14 protein-coding genes are annotated in these 15580 nt (G+C 65.3%); 4 read left to right on the forward strand and 10 right to left on the reverse strand.

Translation table 11 applies throughout. The features are described 5' to 3' along the window. Nucleotides 1-18 precede the first annotated feature (18 nt). From XI08_RS04305 to XI08_RS04315, 3 genes are read right to left on the reverse strand one after another with little or no spacing between them, the layout of a single operon-like run. Nucleotides 19-1032, reverse strand: coding sequence for an amino acid ABC transporter substrate-binding protein (locus XI08_RS04305; protein WP_271573481.1), 1014 nt, complete (start codon nt 1030-1032; stop codon nt 19-21). A gap of 12 nt (nt 1033-1044) precedes the next feature. Next, on the reverse strand, nt 1045-2394 hold the full coding sequence (locus XI08_RS04310) for an aspartate aminotransferase family protein (RefSeq protein ID WP_271573482.1): 1350 nt from the start codon (nt 2392-2394) through the stop codon (nt 1045-1047). A gap of 3 nt (nt 2395-2397) precedes the next feature. After that, nucleotides 2398-3270 carry a MurR/RpiR family transcriptional regulator gene (locus tag XI08_RS04315; RefSeq protein WP_271573483.1) on the reverse strand — a complete coding sequence of 291 codons (873 nt, stop codon included), beginning with the start codon at nt 3268-3270 and terminating at the stop codon, nt 2398-2400. Between the two features lie 87 nt (nt 3271-3357). Between XI08_RS04315 and XI08_RS04320 the strand changes: the two genes are divergently transcribed. Beyond that, entirely contained in the window at nt 3358-4545 is a 1188-nt protein-coding gene (locus tag XI08_RS04320) for an amino acid ABC transporter permease (RefSeq protein WP_271573484.1), read from the forward strand. A gap of 2 nt (nt 4546-4547) precedes the next feature. Next, nucleotides 4548-5654 carry an amino acid ABC transporter permease gene (locus XI08_RS04325; RefSeq protein ID WP_271573485.1) on the forward strand — a complete coding sequence of 369 codons (1107 nt, stop codon included), beginning with the start codon at nt 4548-4550 and terminating at the stop codon, nt 5652-5654. A gap of 171 nt (nt 5655-5825) precedes the next feature. Here XI08_RS04325 and XI08_RS04330 read toward each other — a convergent pair whose 3' ends face one another. Together XI08_RS04330 and XI08_RS04335 are read right to left on the reverse strand one after the other, a co-directional pair. Further along, nucleotides 5826-7244, reverse strand: a complete 1419-nt coding sequence (locus tag XI08_RS04330; RefSeq protein ID WP_271573486.1) for an amidase — start codon at nt 7242-7244, stop codon at nt 5826-5828. Nucleotides 7245-7360: 116 nt separating this feature from the next. Continuing rightward, a complete protein-coding gene (locus tag XI08_RS04335; protein ID WP_271573487.1) occupies nt 7361-8137 on the reverse strand; it encodes an SDR family oxidoreductase in 777 nt (258 codons plus the stop codon). A 155-nt stretch (nt 8138-8292) separates the two neighbouring features. On the opposite strand from XI08_RS04335, the gene XI08_RS04340 reads away from it, so the two are divergent. Continuing rightward, nucleotides 8293-9366 carry a tartrate dehydrogenase gene (locus XI08_RS04340; RefSeq protein WP_271573488.1) on the forward strand — a complete coding sequence of 358 codons (1074 nt, stop codon included), beginning with the start codon at nt 8293-8295 and terminating at the stop codon, nt 9364-9366. 126 nt (nt 9367-9492) lie between these two features. On the opposite strand, the gene XI08_RS04345 is transcribed toward XI08_RS04340, so the two are convergent. From XI08_RS04345 to XI08_RS04365, 5 genes are all read right to left on the reverse strand, one after another. Then, the gene (locus XI08_RS04345; protein ID WP_271573489.1) at nt 9493-10134 is read right to left on the reverse strand and encodes a suppressor of fused domain protein; all 642 of its coding nucleotides are present in this window, start codon (nt 10132-10134) and stop codon (nt 9493-9495) included. Nucleotides 10135-10290: 156 nt separating this feature from the next. Further along, complete coding sequence (locus tag XI08_RS04350) at nt 10291-11364, reverse strand: malate/lactate/ureidoglycolate dehydrogenase (protein ID WP_271573490.1); 1074 nt, start codon at nt 11362-11364, stop codon at nt 10291-10293. An 11-nt stretch (nt 11365-11375) separates the two neighbouring features. Next, nucleotides 11376-12287: an NAD(P)-dependent oxidoreductase gene (locus XI08_RS04355; RefSeq protein WP_271573491.1), complete on the reverse strand. Its 912-nt coding sequence runs from the start codon at nt 12285-12287 to the stop codon at nt 11376-11378. Between the two features lie 12 nt (nt 12288-12299). After that, nucleotides 12300-13550 carry a Zn-dependent hydrolase gene (locus tag XI08_RS04360; protein WP_271573492.1) on the reverse strand — a complete coding sequence of 417 codons (1251 nt, stop codon included), beginning with the start codon at nt 13548-13550 and terminating at the stop codon, nt 12300-12302. Between the two features lie 148 nt (nt 13551-13698). Then, nucleotides 13699-14616, reverse strand: coding sequence for a LysR family transcriptional regulator (locus XI08_RS04365; RefSeq protein ID WP_135172411.1), 918 nt, complete (start codon nt 14614-14616; stop codon nt 13699-13701). Nucleotides 14617-14736: 120 nt separating this feature from the next. Here XI08_RS04365 and XI08_RS04370 point away from each other — a divergent pair, with 120 nt between their 5' ends. Continuing rightward, nucleotides 14737-15552: a putative hydro-lyase gene (locus XI08_RS04370; RefSeq protein ID WP_271573493.1), complete on the forward strand. Its 816-nt coding sequence runs from the start codon at nt 14737-14739 to the stop codon at nt 15550-15552. Nucleotides 15553-15580 lie beyond the last annotated feature (28 nt).

Genomic DNA, 15580 nt, shown 5'->3' on the forward strand with positions numbered 1-15580 from the left:
GGAGAGGTGAAGCACCGTCTACTTGAACGGCACGGCGTACATCAAGCCGCCCTTGTTCCAGAGTCCGTTGAGGCCGCGGTCGAGCTTGAGCGGGCTCGCCTTGCCGACATTGCGCTCGTAGATCTCGCCGTAATTGCCGGTGGCCTTGATCGCCGTGACCAGCCATTTGTTGTCGAGCCCAAGCCGCGAGCCGAGATCGCCGGAGGCCCCCAACAGCCGCTGGATCGCCGGCGTTTGCGACTTCGCCATCTCATCGACATTGGCCTGGGTGACGCCGAGCTCCTCGGCCTCGATCAGCCCGTAATGCAGCCAGGTGATGATGTCGCTCCAGACCTCGTCGCCGTTGCGGGTGAAGGGCCCGAGCGGCTCCTTGCTGATGGTCTGCGGCAGCACGACGTAGTCGGCCGGGTTAGGCGCTGCGGTCGTCACCGCGCCGGCAAGCGCGGAAGCGTCCTGGGTCATGGCATCGCAGCGGCCGCCGAAGAAGGTCTGGTACATAGTGTCGACGCGGTCGAACACCAGCGGCTTCCAGTCGATGCCGTTGGCGCGGCCGTAGTCGCCGAGCGTGACCTCGTGCGTGGTGCCCTGCGCAACGCAGACGGTGGCGCCCTTCAGGTCCTTGATCTCCTTCACGCCGAGGTCCTTCTTCACGACAAAGCCTTGGCCGTCGTAGAAGTTGATCGGGCCCTGGCGCAGGCCGAGCGTCACGCCGCGCAAATAGGTTTGCGTCGAGTTGCGGTAGAGCACGTCGATCTCGCCCGATTGCAGCGCCGTGAAGCGGTTCTGCGCGGTCAGCGAGACGTAGCGAACCTTGCTGGCATCACCCAGCACGCCGGCGGCGAGCGCGCGGCAATAGTCGACGTCGAGACCCTTGTAGTTGCCTTGCGAGTCCGGCGCGGAGAAGCCGGCAAAGCCGGCGCTGACGCCGCACACCAGCGTGCTGCGGCTCTTCACCGTGTCGAGCGTCGCCGCCTGCGCGACCACCGCCGACGCCGCGAGCGCGCCCGCTGCGATAACCATTTTCCTCATCATGCTACTCTCCCCTCAGTGATTGACACTACGCAACACGTTGTCGACGGCGGTGCCGAGCTTGTCGACGATCAGGTCGATCTCGTCGGCCGAAGCGATGTAGGGCGGCGCTAGCAGCACGTGGTCGCCGCGGACGCCGTCCACGGTGCCGCCGCCGGGATAGCAGCCGAGCCCGTTGGCGAATGCCTCCGCCTTGATCTTCTGGTTGAGCTTGAGCGCCGGATCGAACGAGGTGCGGCTGGCGCGATCGGCGACGAGCTCGATCGCCCAGAACAGGCCGCGTCCCCTGATATCGCCGACATGGCGGTGATTGCCGAAGCGCTCGGTCAGTCGCTGCTCGAGTTGCCGGCCGCGCTCTTTCACGCGATCGAGCAGGCCGTCCTCGCGGATTACGTCCTGCACCGCGAGCGCGGCTGCGCAGGCGAGGGGGTGCGCCAGGTAGGTATGGCCATGCTGGAAGGCGCCCGAGCCGGCGCGGATGGTGTCGATGATCTTGCCGCTCGCGAGCATCGCGCCAATCGGCTGGTAGCCGCCGCCGAGTCCCTTCGCGATGGCCTGGATATCGGGCGCAATACCTTCCTGCTGCCAGGCATGCGTGGTGCCGGTGCGGCCCATGCCGCACATGACTTCGTCCAGGATGAGCAGCGCACCATGCCGGTCGCAGATTTCGCGCACTGCCTTGAAGTAACCGTCCGGCGCCGTCACCGCGCCGGCGGTGGCGCCGACGACGGGCTCGGCGAGGAATGCCGCAACGGTGTTGGGACCGAGCCGTTGAAACTCAGCTTCGAGCTCGGTTGCGAGCCGCGCCACGAATTGCGCATCCGACTCGCCGTCGTGCTTCTCATGATAGGCGAAGGCGGGAGTCACATGGCTGAAGGCGGCCGACAGCAGCGGCGCGTAGGGCGCCCGGCGCCAGGCATTGCCGCCGGCGGCGAGCGCGCCGAGCGTGTTGCCGTGATAACTCTGCCGCCGCGCGATGAAATGCTGTCGCTGCGGCTCGCCGCGCTCGATGAAATATTGCCGCGCGAGCTTGATGCTGGCCTCGATCGCCTCCGATCCGCCACTGACGAAATAGGCATAGGCGAGACCGCCGGGCTCGTGCCCGACCAGCGTCTCCGCGAGCGCTTCCGCCGGCTCGGAGGAGAAGAAGGCGGTGTGCGCATAGGCCAGCGTCGAAGCCTGCTTCGCCATCGCCGCGATCACGCGCGGATGCTGGTGGCCGAGGCAGGAGACCGCCGCGCCGCCGGAGGCGTCGATGATGCGCCGCCCGTCCTCGGCGAAAAGATAGACGCCTTCGCCGCCGATCGCCTTGGGCGGCGTTTCGCGCAACGAGCGGTGCAGCACGCGGCTGGTGCGAGCGGCCATGGGTCAACCTTTCTCTGAGACGTAGGTGGCGGCCGCGGCGAGCCGGGCCTCGGTATTCTCCAGGCGCTTCTTCGCGGCCAGGCCGCCGAGCGAGAACGTCACCGCGGCAAGCGACTGCGCAATCGCGATGGCGCCGGTGAGGCTCGGGAAAAAGCCGGGAGAGGAGGCTGCTTCGAACAGCAGCACATGGTCGGCGCCCTCGGCCATCGGGGCCGACACGCTGTCGGCGATCGCAATCAGCGTCGCACCGGCGCGATAGGCGGCCTGCGCGACCCGGACGCTCGCGTGGGTGTAGGGCAGGAAGCCGATGACGATGACGGCTTCGCCGGGGCGGAAGGCCCCAAGATCGAGGTCGTCGGGACCGGACGCGCCGACGAGTTGCACCTGTTCGGGGCGGAACAGTCGCAGTTCGTAGTTCAGGAGTTCCGCGACGCTGCGGCAGCTGCGATAGCCTGCGATCCAGATCCGCTTTGCGTCGTGCAGCGAGCGGGCCGCCTCTGCAATCGGCTGCGCCGGAATGCGCGGAAGGCCGGCGGCCTCGGCCTCGAGCTTGTCGGTAACGAGCGCGACATCGGCGTGCGGACCATGACGCCGGCTCTTTGCGCGGCCGGAGAAGGGCGAGGTCTGCAAGGGCCGCCGCGCCTCGGTCAGCGCCGCGCGCAACTCGTCCCAGCCGGAATAGCCGATGGCTTTTGCAAGCCGCGTGAAGGCGGCGGGATCGGCGCCGGCAACGGCTGCGAGATCGCGCATCGAGCGGGTGGTGGCGTCGTAATCATTCGCGGCGACGAAGCGCCCGACCTCCTGCAAGCGCATCGGGAGCGATGGCAATGCAATGCGCAGTTCGCTCAGCGGCGAGGATTTCGCGGGCTCGGCCATGAAACATTTGTTGCATGAATTAGAGTTTGGTGCAACAGTTGACGTGCGCCGCCGGAAATCGCTGGTTTTGAGAAGGATTTTTGCGCTGTGACATCAGATGGTCCGAGACCGCCGCCGCGCCGCCGCTTTTTCGGCGCCTTCGGACGACGGGAACTGAAAGGCCTGTTCTGGCAGGTCCTGGTGGTCGGGATCGCGGTTGGGGTGATCGCCTTCCTCTGGTCCAACACCGTCACCAACCTGTCGGCCCGCCGCATCACCACCGGCTTTGCCTTTCTCGGCCGCGAAGCTGGCATGCCGATTGCCGACAGCCTGCTCGCCTATAATCCGCGCGACACCTACCTCTGGGCCTTCGTCGTCGGGATCGCCAACACTCTGCGTGTCGCGGTGATCGGCATCGTGCTTGCGACCATCCTGGGCACGCTGATCGGGATCTCGCGGTTATCGGCCAACTGGCTGTTGTCGCGACTCGCCGCCGTCTATGTCGAGACGCTCCGCGACATCCCGCTGCTGCTTCAGCTCCTGTTCTGGTACGTGCTGATGCAGGCATTGCCGGCCGCGCGCGCTGCGTTCCGGCCGCTCGAGGGGGTGTTCCTCTCCAATCGCGGCCTGATCCTGCCGGCGATCCCGATCGGGGTGCCGCAGCTCTGGGTGCTCGGCACCGCCGCGCTGGGCTGCGCCGTGTTCTATGTCTTCAGACGACGGCAGATTGCGCAGCAGATGCGGGACGGCAAGCCGCGGTCGGCATGGCCGGTCGCGCTCGGCCTCATCGTCGTGCTGCCGGCCGCAGTGTCGGTTCTGCTCGGCGTGCCCTGGGCGATCGAATGGCCCGAACTGCGCGGCTTCAACTTCGTCGGCGGGCTGACGCTGGCGCCGGAATATTTTGCGCTGCTGATTGCGCTCGTCACCTACACCTCGGCCTTCATCGCCGAGATCGTGCGCAGCGGCATCCAGTCGGTTCCGCGCGGGCAGTGGGATGCCGCCAACGCGCTCGGCCTGCGCCGCAGCTTCATGCTGCGGCAGATCATCCTGCCGCAGGCGCTGCGCGTGATCGTGCCGCCGATGACGAGCCAATACCTCAACCTGACCAAGAACTCCTCGCTCGCGGTCGCGATTGGCTACCAGGACGTGGTCTCGGTCGCCAACACCACGCTAAACCAGACCGGGCAGGCGATCGAGGCGATCGCGCTGATCATGGCGGTGTTCCTGACCATCAGCCTTGGCATCAGCTTCTTCATGAACTGGTACAACGCGCGTATCGCGCTGGTGGAGCGCTGAGCATGACGGCGATCACCGATAGTCCGGATGCCCCGCGCGCCGCGCGCCGCCCTCAGACGGGAAATCCGGTGCTGCGCTGGCTGCGCACCAATCTGTTCTCGTCGATTCCCAACGGCATTCTGTCAGTCGTGCTGCTGGCGATCCTCGCCAAGAGCATCTTCAGCTTCGTGCAGTGGGGCATCGCGAATGCCGTGTGGCTGACGCCCGCGAACGATTCGAGCGCGTGCCGTGCCGTCCGCGGCTTCGGCGCCTGCTGGGCGATCATCCCCGAGAAATATCGCTTCATCCTATTCGGCACCTATCCGTTCGACGAGCAGTGGCGGCCGGCGCTGTCGGTGGTGCTGTTCATCGCGCTGTTCTATCTCTCCAGCCGTCGTGCCTTCTGGCGGCGCGAGCTGGTCTATCTCTGGATCGGTGTGCTGGCGCTGATCAGCGTGCTGATGTGGGGCGGCGTGTTCGGCCTGTCCTTCGTATCGCAGGACCGCTGGGGCGGACTGCCGGTGACGCTGATCCTGGCGACGTTCGGTCTCGCCTTCGGCTTCCCGCTTGGCATCCTCGTCGCGCTCGGCCGTCGCTCAAAGCTGCCGGCGATCCGCTCGCTCAGCGTGCTCTATGTCGAGCTGATCCGCGGCGTGCCGCTGGTCAGCCTGCTGTTCATGGCGAGCGTGATGTTTCCGCTGTTCATGCCCAGCGGCTTCAACATCGACAAGCTGCTGCGCGCCCAGATCGCGATCATCCTGTTCGCGGGCGCTTACCTTGCCGAAGTCATTCGCGGCGGCCTTCAGGCCGTGCCGCGCGGACAATACGAGGCCGCCGATGCGCTGGGGCTGTCCTATTGGCGCAAGCACCGGCTGATCGTCCTGCCGCAGGCGATTCGCCACGTCATCCCGCCGCTGGTCAACACCTTCATCGCCTTCTTCAAGGATACCAGCCTTGTCCTGATCATCGGCATCTTCGACCTGCTGACGACAGCCAAGACGGCGATCATCGATCCGGCCTGGCAGCAGTTCTCGGTCGAGGTCTACATCTTCGTCGCCGCGATCTATTTTGTGTTCTGCTTCGCGATGTCGCGCTACAGCCGCGGCCTGGAGGCGACGAGCGGGCGGTGATCCTTCGCCTCTCCCCGCTTGCGGGGAGAGGCCGGAATTTGCGCAGCAAATTCCGGGTGAGGGGGAGTCTCCGCGAGTCCAGCTGTTACCGCGTTTGCGGAAGCAGCCCCTCACCCCAACCCTCTCCCCGTCAGAACGGGGCGAGGGAGTGCACCGGGCGCGCAGTTCGCCTTACTTCTTCACCCGCGGATCGATCGGCGTGGTCCCGCGCACGCCCAGGATATCCTCCAGCACCTTCGCCCCGGCAATCACCTGGGCGTCGGCACGTGGCGCGCCGACCACCTGCAAACCGACCGGCAGGCCCGATGCCGTGAAGCCGCAGGGCAGCGACAGCGCCGGGCAGCAGGCGAGCGTGATGGCGTAGACGATGCCGAGCCATTCGATGTAGTTCTCGAACCTCTTGCCGTCGCATTCGGCGACGTAGCGGTTTTCGATCGGGAAGGGCGGCACGATCGTCGTCGGCACCAGCAGCAGATCATAGTTTTGGAAGAACTCGACCGCGCGGGCGGTCATGCCGACGCGCTGCGCCTCGGCGCGCGCGAGCTGCTCGACCGTGAGCTTGAGGCCTTCCTCGATATTCCAGATCACCTCGGGCTTGAGCAGGTCGCGCTTGGTGCGCAGCAGATTGGCCTTGGTGATCGCGAAATCGAAGGCGCGCAGCACGTGGAAGCATTCATGCGCCTCGCGCCAGTCCGGATGCGCCTCCTCGACGATGGCGCCGGCTTCCGCGAAACGTTCGGCGGCCTTGCGCGTGATCGCCTTCACTTTGGGATCGACCGGGGTGATGCCGAGATCGGGCGAGTAGGCGATGCGCTTCGGTTTCTTGCCCGCTTGGGCCGCCGACAGGAACGAGTTTGCGGGGGCCGGCAGCGACAGCGGATCGTCCGCATAGTCGCCGCTCATGGCATCCAGAAGCAGCGCGAGATCCTCGACGTTGCGCGCCATCGGGCCGACGACGCCGAGATTGCGATCGATACCCGATTTAGGGGTATGTGCGACGCGGCCGATGCTCGGCCGCATGCCGACGATGCCGCAGAAGCTCGCCGGGCTGCGCAGGCTGCCGCCCATGTCGGAGCCCTGCGCCAGCCAGGCCATGCCGGTCGCAAGCGCCACCGCTGCGCCGCCCGAAGAGCCCGCTGCCGATTTGGACGTATCCCAGGGATTGAGCGTGGCGCCGAACACTTCGTTGAAGGTGTTGGCGCCGGCGCCGAATTCCGGCGTGTTCGATTTGGCGTAGACGACTGCGCCATTGGCCTCGAGGTTCTCGACCATCAGGTCGGACTTCGCAGGGATGTTGTCCTTGAAGATCGGCGAACCCTGCGTGTTCAGCACGCCGGCGACGTCGGTCAGGTCCTTGATCGGCACCGGCAGGCCTGCGAGCAGTCCGCGCGCCCCGGCCGGCTTCTGCATCAACGCCTTCGCATTGGTCCGCGCGCGATCGAAGCACAGCGTCGGCAGCGCATTGACCTTGCCGTCGACCTCGGCGATGCGCTTCTCCAGCACATCCAGCAGTTCAAGCGGCGAGACGTCGCCGGACCGCAGCTTGTCGACGACGGTGCAGGCGGTTTCGCGGATCAGGTCTTGAGACAACTATAATACTCCTATGCTTATTCAATCGTCATTGCGAGCGTAGCGAAGCAATCCAGAAATGTATCTGCGGTGCCAGACTGGATTGCTTCGCTGCGCTCGCAATGACAGGGATAGAATTAACCCCAACCTGCGCTGATGCCGCCATCCACCGTGTAGATTACCCCGGACGTATAGCCGGCGCGATCCGACGCAAGGAACGCCATGAGGTCGCTGATCTCGCGTGCATGCGCGGGGCGGCCGAGCGGCAGGCTCTTCTGGAATTCCCTGTAGCGGCTCTCGTCGCCGAACTGGTGCTTTGCCCGCGTCTTGAGCAGGGTGACGTGGCGATCGGTGCCGACAGGGCCGGGATTGATGCCGACCACACGGATGTTGTCGGCGAGGCTCTTGCCGCCGAGCGCGCGGGTGAAGGCCATCAATGCGGCGTTGCCGGCGCTACCGCAGATGTAATTGGCGTCGAATTTCTCGCCGGCCGCGCCGATGTCGTTGACGATGACCCCGCCGCCCTTCGCCTTCATCTGGGCGTAGATCTGCCGCGTGAGGTTGATGTAGCCGAACACTTTCAATTCCCAGGCGTGGCGCCAGGTCGCCTCGTCGATCTTGTCGATCGAGCCGCCGGGGATGTCGCCGGCATTGTTGACAAGGATGTCGATGTCGGCGGCCTCCTTGGCCAGCCGTGCGATGTCTTCGGTCTTGCGCAGGTCGACGATGCTCGTCGCGGCGTCGATCTGGTGAGCAGACCGCAAGCGATCCGCCAGCGCCTTGAGCTGATCGCCGCTGCGCGCGGCGAGCAGGAGATGCGCGCCTTCCTCGGCGAACGCCTCGGCGGCGGCGGCGCCGATGCCCTTGGACGCGCCCGTGATCAGGACGCGCTTGCCACGCAGATGCAGATCCATGGGGGTTACTCGCAAGATGGGAACACAATGAAATCAGTAGGCGGTCGGTCGTGCCACGGTCAACATTGCAGTGCAGCGTTGCACTGCCCGCGACTTTGGTTCATTGCAGGGCGATCAAAAGACGGCGGCTGCCGGACCAACCAAGGACGTTCTCGATGAGCAAGAAACAATACCGGATCGCGGTCATTCCAGGCGACGGCATCGGCAAGGAAGTGATGCCCGAGGGCCTGCGCGTTTTGGAGGCAGCGGCGAAGAAGCACGGCGTGTCCCTGCATTTCGACCATTTCGACTTCTCGTCCTGGGACTATTACGAGAAGCACGGCCAGATGATGCCGGATGACTGGAAGGAAAAAATCGGCAAGCACGACGCGATCTATTTCGGTGCCGTCGGCTGGCCGGCCAAGATCCCGGATCACGTCTCGCTGTGGGGCTCGCTGATCAAATTCCGCCGCGAGTTCGACCAGTACGTGAACCTGCGCCCGGTGCGGCTGATGCCCGGCGTGCCCTCGCCGCTGGCGAACCGCAAGCCCGGCGACATCGATTTCTGGGTGGTGCGCGAGAACACCGAAGGCGAATATTCCGCCGTCGGCGGCCGCATGTTCCCGGACACCGACCGTGAATTCGTCACCCAGCAGACGGTGATGACCCGCACCGGCGTCGACCGCATTCTCAAATTCGCCTTCGAGCTCGCGCAGTCGCGGCCGAAGAAGCACCTGACCTCGGCGACCAAGTCGAACGGCATCTCCATCACCATGCCCTATTGGGACGAGCGCGTGGAGGCGATGGCCAAGAAATTCCCGGGCGTGAAGTGGGACAAGTACCACATCGACATCCTCACGGCGAACTTCGTGCTGCATCCGGACTGGTTCGACGTTGTCGTCGGCTCCAATCTGTTCGGTGACATCCTCTCCGACCTCGGCCCGGCCTGCACCGGCACCATTGGTATCGCGCCATCAGGCAACATCAATCCCGAGGGCGATTTCCCCTCGGTGTTCGAGCCGGTGCACGGATCGGCGCCCGACATTGCGGGGCAGGGCATCGCCAACCCGATCGGCGCAATCTGGTCGGGTGCGATGATGTTCGAGCATCTCGGCGAGAAGGAAGCCGGCCGCTCGATCGTCGATGCGATCGAGCGCACGCTCGCCGAACGCACGCTGCGCACCAGGGATCTCGGCGGCAACGCCGACACCACGGCCTGCGGCAAGGCGGTCGCGGAGATGGTGGATTAAGGCGAGGCGAACTGCGTAGGGTGGGTTAGCCAAAGGCGTAACCCACCGCTGTTCCTATCCGCAGAGACAGAAGAGGTGGGTTACGCCGAGCAGATGCGCTTCGCGCATCCGCTCAGCTAACCCACCCTACACATACGATTTCCGCGCCGGATCGAAGATCGGCGGATAGTCGTTCTCATCGAGCAGATCGAGAAACGGATCGAGCCCCCTGGACTTGATCAGTGCGAGCTCCTGATGCGAGATCAGGTTCACGGTCAATATCTCCACCGGATCGCCCGCGATCTCCAGCGCCTCGGCGATCTCCTTATCGGGGCCGATGACTGGCGTGAGAAACAGAAACGTCTGGAAGTCCGTTCCTGCAACCGGCGGCCACGGCAGCGCGACGCGATGGCCGAAGCCGAACCAGGTCGTGTCGATGAACGGCAGATTGGCCAGCCAGCGCAGATTGGCGCAAACCTCCTCTGTCGGCTCGCGGACGTACCACATCAGCTCGGCACGCGGCTTGGCGTCGCCATGTGATCCCGGCATCCGCTGCTCGCTCATGCCGTTGGTCAGAAGCACGTAGCCTTCGTCAGATCCCTCTCGGCACACCGGCACGAAATCGCGGCCAAAGGCGTGGATGTCGATGCGGCGCTCCGCGCTGTCGGTGAAGCTGTGCTCGGGCTCGCCAAGCTCGCTTTCATAGATGGCGAGTCGATGCCGGTAGAGGTCGGCCGAGGGCGGCGGCGCGCTGGAGCCGGATACGAGCTTTGCGAGACGGGAGAGCATGTGAACCTCTGAGGCGGTGTGAGCCGGGATATCCGCATTGTCGCCAGACAAGGCGGGCCGGTTCAAATCCGCGGCACGAGCTTCGCATTAGTCCATATCGCCCTGCGCAATTGTGCAGGAGGCCTGGATGATGCCGAGCGATCTGCCTCGTTCCGACTAGCCGACGATCTTCTCGATCGCGGCCTGATCCAGCCCGAACTTCTGCCCGGCCGCGAGAATCTCCTGCCAGGTGGTCGGATCGACCGGGATGCCTTCGGCGAGCCGCTTCTTCTTGGTCTCGCGCTCGGGTTCGCCGGCGATCTTGACCTTGTCGACGCCGGGAGCGGGCGGCGAGCCGGTGTGCCAGGCAACAAAACTCTCGACCTCGCTCGCAAGATTCTCGCCGGTGCCGAGCTTGTTCGGGTCGATGACGATCGAGAGCATGCCGTTGAGGACGTTGTACTTGCCGTCGGAGGGGCCCTTGACCGCCTGCCCGCCGGAGAGCGCGCCGCCGAGGATTTCGCACACCAGCGCGAGACCCGAACCCTTGTGCTCGCCGAACGGCAGGATGGCGCCGTGCGGTGGGATCACGGTGTAGCGCGGATTGGTGGTGGGCTTGCCTTCATTGTCGATGATGGTGCCGGGCTCCAGTTCGACGCCCTTGTTGTGGGCGACGCGGGTCTTGCCCTGCGCGATCCTGCTGGTGGCGAAGTCGAGGACGATCGGCTCTTTGCCCCTGCGCGGGATGCCGACGCAGAACGGGTTGGTGCCGTGGCGCGCATCGCTGCCGCCCCAGGGTGCCACGATCGGGCGCGAGATCACGTTGACGAAGTGAATCGATACAAGCCCGTGGTCGATGCACTGCTCGGCCCAGTGGCCGATGCGGCCGATGTGGTGCGCATTGGAAAGACCGACGAGACACACGCCGTTGCTCTTGGCACGCTCGGCAGCCAGCTCCATCGCTTCATGGCCGATCACCTGGCCATAGCCGGTGAGGCCGTCGAGGGTGAGAAGCGGACCGGTGTCGAGCACGATCTTGACGTGCTGGTTCACGGCGAGGCCGCCGTTGGTGACGCTCTGGACATAGCGCGGGATCATGCCGACGCCGTGCGAGTCATGTCCCCTAAGATTGGCCTCGACGAGGTTGGTGGAGACGAGCTCGGCTTCTCGGTCCGTGGAGCCGCCGGCCTTGACGATGGCGCGGATGGCGTTGGTGAGCGGCTCTGCCTTGATGGTGCGATAGTCGGCCATTGTCGTTGCTCTTATCCTTTCACGATCCGGCGGCAGTGGACCCATGCCGCTTCAATCAGGTTTTCGCTCGCCTCCGGAGTGCGGAACGCCGAATGCGCCGACAGCGTCACGTTCGGCAGTTTTGTCAGCGGATGATCGCCGGGCAGGGGCTCGATGTTGAAGACGTCGAGGCCGGCGTGACGGATGTGGCCCGACTTCAGCCCGTCGATCATGGCGGCCTCGTCGACGACCGCGGCGCGCGCGGTGTTGATGAGGATGACGCCGGGTTTCATCGCAAAGATCTTCTCGCGCGTGATCATGCCGCGCGTCTCGTCGTTGAGCAGAAGGTGCAGCGACACCACGTCGCTGGTCGCCAGCACGGTGTCGAGATCGGTGAACGTGACGCCCGGATGGCTCTTCGGCGAGCGGTTCCAGGCGATCACCTTCATGCCGCTGCCTGTGGCGATGCGCGCAACCTCCGCTGCGATGCCGCCGAAGCCGATGAGGCCGAGCGTCTTGCCGGTGAGCTGCATGCCGTCTTCGCGCAGCCAGTTGCCGACGCGCATCTCGCGATCCATCATCGCGATGACGCGGGCCGAGGCCCACATCAGCGCGATCGCGGATTCAGCCACGGCGGTGTCGCCGTAGCCCTTGATCAGGTGCACGGAGATGCCGAGCTCGGCGAGCTCTTCCGGGTTCATGTAGCTGCGCGCGCCGGTGCCGAGGAACACGACGTGCTTCAGGCCCGCGCATTTCCTCGCGACCTCGGTCGGCAGCGCGGTGTGGTCGACGATCGCGATCTCGGCGCCGTCGAGGATTTCCGGGTATTGCTCGGGCTTGATGTCAGGGTCCCTGTTGATCCGCACCTTGGGATCGCCCGGCTGCTCCAGCCGCTCCATGATCACGGCGAGGGCTTCGTTGGCGTCGACGAAAACTCCGCGCATGGCCCTCTCCGGTCAGGACGCGACGCCGGCGATCGCCAGCACGGTGTGCATCAGCACGTTGGTGCCCGCGGCGCAGTCGGGCTGCGTGGCGTCTTCCAGCTCGTTGTGGCTGATGCCGTCCTTGCAAGGCACGAACACCATCGCCGCCGGCATCACGGTGTTGAGATTGCAGGCGTCGTGGCCGGCGCCTGAGGTGATGCGGCGAGAGGAATAGCCGAGCGTCTTGGCCGCGTTCTCGACCGCCGCGATCAGCTTGGGATCGAAATGCGTCGGCGGCTTGCGCCAGACCAGGTCGATCTTGACCTCGACCTTGCGGCGCGCGGCGATCTCGGCAATCGCGGCACGCAGGTCGCGATCGAGCGCGTCCATGATCGCCCCATCGGCGCTGCGGCAATCCATGGTGAAGGCGATCTCGCCGGGTATGACGTTGCGCGAGGGGTTGGCGATCACGGCCTCGCCGATCGTGCCGACCGCGTTCGGCCCGTGCTTCTTGGCGATCGCCTCCATCGCCAGCACGATCTCGGAGAGCGTGGCAAGCGCATCGCGCCGCAGCGGCATCGGGGTCGATCCTGCATGGCTCTCGAAGCCGGAAATCTTGCCGTCATACCACAGCACGCCCTGGCCGGAATCGACGACGCCGATGGTCTTGCCCTCGGCCTCCAAAATCGGGCCCTGCTCGATATGCAGCTCGACGAAGCAGCCGAGCTTCTGGAAGCCGACCGGCTTGTCGCCGCGATAGCCGATGCCGTCAAGCGCCTGGCCGACGGTGGTGCCCTCGGCGTCCTTGCGCGACAGGATGTCGTCGGTGGTGAAATCGCCGACGTAAGCTGCGGACGCCATCATCGCGGGCGCGAAGCGCGAGCCTTCCTCGTTGGTCCAGTTGACCACGCAGATCGGCGCTTCGGTCTCGATGCCGGCGTCATTCAGGGTGCGGATCACCTCCAGCGCGCCGAGCGTCCCCAGGATGCCGTCATATTTGCCGCCGGTTGGCTGGGTGTCGAGATGCGAGCCGATGCCGACGGGCAGCTTCGACGTGTCACGTCCTTTGCGCAGGCCGAACTGTGAGCCGAGCGCATCGACATGAACCTCGAGGCCGGCATCCTCGCAAGCCTTGCGGAACCAGTCGCGCACCTGCTTGTCCTCGGCGCTCAATGTCAGCCGCCGCACGCCGCCCTTGGCCGTCCCGCCGAACTGCGCGGTCTCGTGGATGGAGCCCCAGAGGCGGGCGGAATCGATTTGCAGGTTGGTCGCGGCTCGGCTCATGCGGTCAGTCCATTCGTAATCTGTCATTCCGGGGCGATGCGAAGCATCGAACTATGGTGCGCAATTGCGCACCTGAGAATCTCGAGATTCCGGGTCTGGTGCTTGCGCACCATCCCGGAATGACGTTGAAGGTTGTCCGGCGCCTGTTTCAATGACGCGCCAGCGCGGGCGCGTCAACCGCGAGGCTGCTCTGCGCAATCTGACATGCAAGCTCGGCGACGCGCTCCACCGCCACGACGTCGGGCGAAGCGAGCCAGCTTGCCGTGAACGTCAGCGGCGTGATTTCGAGATCGGTGTCGAGCAGTTGCAGCCGCCCGTCGGCGAGTTCGTTCTCGACGATGGCGTCGGGGATCACGGCGATCCCGAGGCCCTCGACCGCCATGTGGATGACGGTCGCGAGCGACGCGGAGGCATGCAAGCGGATCGGCGGCAATTCGGGCCGGTCGAACACCTCGCGCACGACCTCGTAGGGCCTGGTCTTGCGCGGGAAGGTGATGATCGGAAAACGCGCGAGATCGGCGCGCGTCACCGGGCCCTTGCCGAGGCCGAGCGAGGGGCTTGCGAGAAAACCGATCGGGTAATCGGCGAGCACGCGGTTGTGCACGCCGGAGGCGGACAGCGGCCCCACCACGAAGGCAAGCTCGATCTCCTGCGCGAGCAGGCGTGCCGTGAGGTTCGGCGTGATGTCGACCTCGATCTCCAGCGACAGGTTCGGATAGAGCTCGTTCACGCTCTTCACCAGGCGCGGCAGCCAGGTGTGCACGATGGTCTCGGCCACGCCGAGCCGCATCACGCCGCGCATCGCCGAGCGGTCGCCGACCTCGGCCATCATCTGAGCGCGCAGGCCGATCAGCTTCTCTGCATAGACCATCATCTGCCGCCCGCTCGGCGTCGGCGAGGCCACGCGATGATCGCGGTTGAGGAGCTTCACGCCCATCTCGCGCTCGAGCTGGGCGATGCGCTGGGAGATCGCCGGCTGGGTCGTGTTGAGCCTTTGTGCGGCGCCGCGAAAGCTGCCGAGCTTCACAACCCAGAGGAACGTCTCGATTGACCTGAAGTCCAGCATTGGAAGGATTTTCCCGATCGATAAAAGAAATTTATCGATATTGATTAGAAAGGAAGATTAGACTTTATAGCACGCTTGGTGTTGGCTTGTCTTTGTCGAGTTTATAGGCAGGTCGATTACATGACTGTTTTGGTGGCAGTGCAGCAAACTGAAACACCCGACACCCTGTCGAGCCGCAAGGCCCGGCTCGCCTATCGCGGCGGCGAGGTGGGCTCCACCGCCGGGGTCGCCCCCGGCTTCGTCCAGGGCAATCTGGCGATCCTGCCGGCGGAATATGCCGGCGCCTTTCACCGCTTCTGCCAGCTCAATCCGAAACCCTGCCCGATCATCGGCATGTCCGACGTTGGCAGCCCGCATATCCCCGCGCTCGGCGCCGACCTCGACATCCGCACCGACGTTCCCCGTTACCGCGTCTGGCGTGACGGCGAAGTCGTGGACGAGCCGACCGACGTCACCAAGTACTGGCGCGACGATCTCGTGACCTTCGTGCTCGGCTGCTCGTTCTCGTTCGAGGAGGCGCTGCTCGACGAGGGCATGCCGATCCGCCACATCGAGCAGAACGTGCGCGTGCCGATGTACCGCACCAGCATCGCCTGCGGCGAGGCCGGTCCGTTCGCCGGCCCCATGGTGGTGTCGATGCGTCCGTTCAAGCCGGCCGATGCGATCCGCGCGGTGCAGATCACCTCGCGCTATCCCGCGGTGCACGGCGCGCCCGTGCATCTCGGCCATCCGCATCTGATCGGCATCAAGGACATCGCCAAGCCCGACTATGGCGATCCCGTGCCGGTCGCCGATGACGAGATCCCGGTGTTCTGGGCCTGCGGCGTCACGCCGCAATCGGTGATCAACGCCGCGAAGGTACCGTTCGCAATCACGCATTCGCCCGGCCTGATGCTGGTGACGGATCTCAAGAACAGGACCATGGCCGTGATTTAATGGGCAGCGTTTGCTGCTTCTTCAGGCT

This window comes from Bradyrhizobium sp. CCBAU 11361 (assembly GCF_028128935.1).
Classification (GTDB): Bacteria; Pseudomonadota; Alphaproteobacteria; order Rhizobiales; family Xanthobacteraceae; genus Bradyrhizobium; species Bradyrhizobium niftali.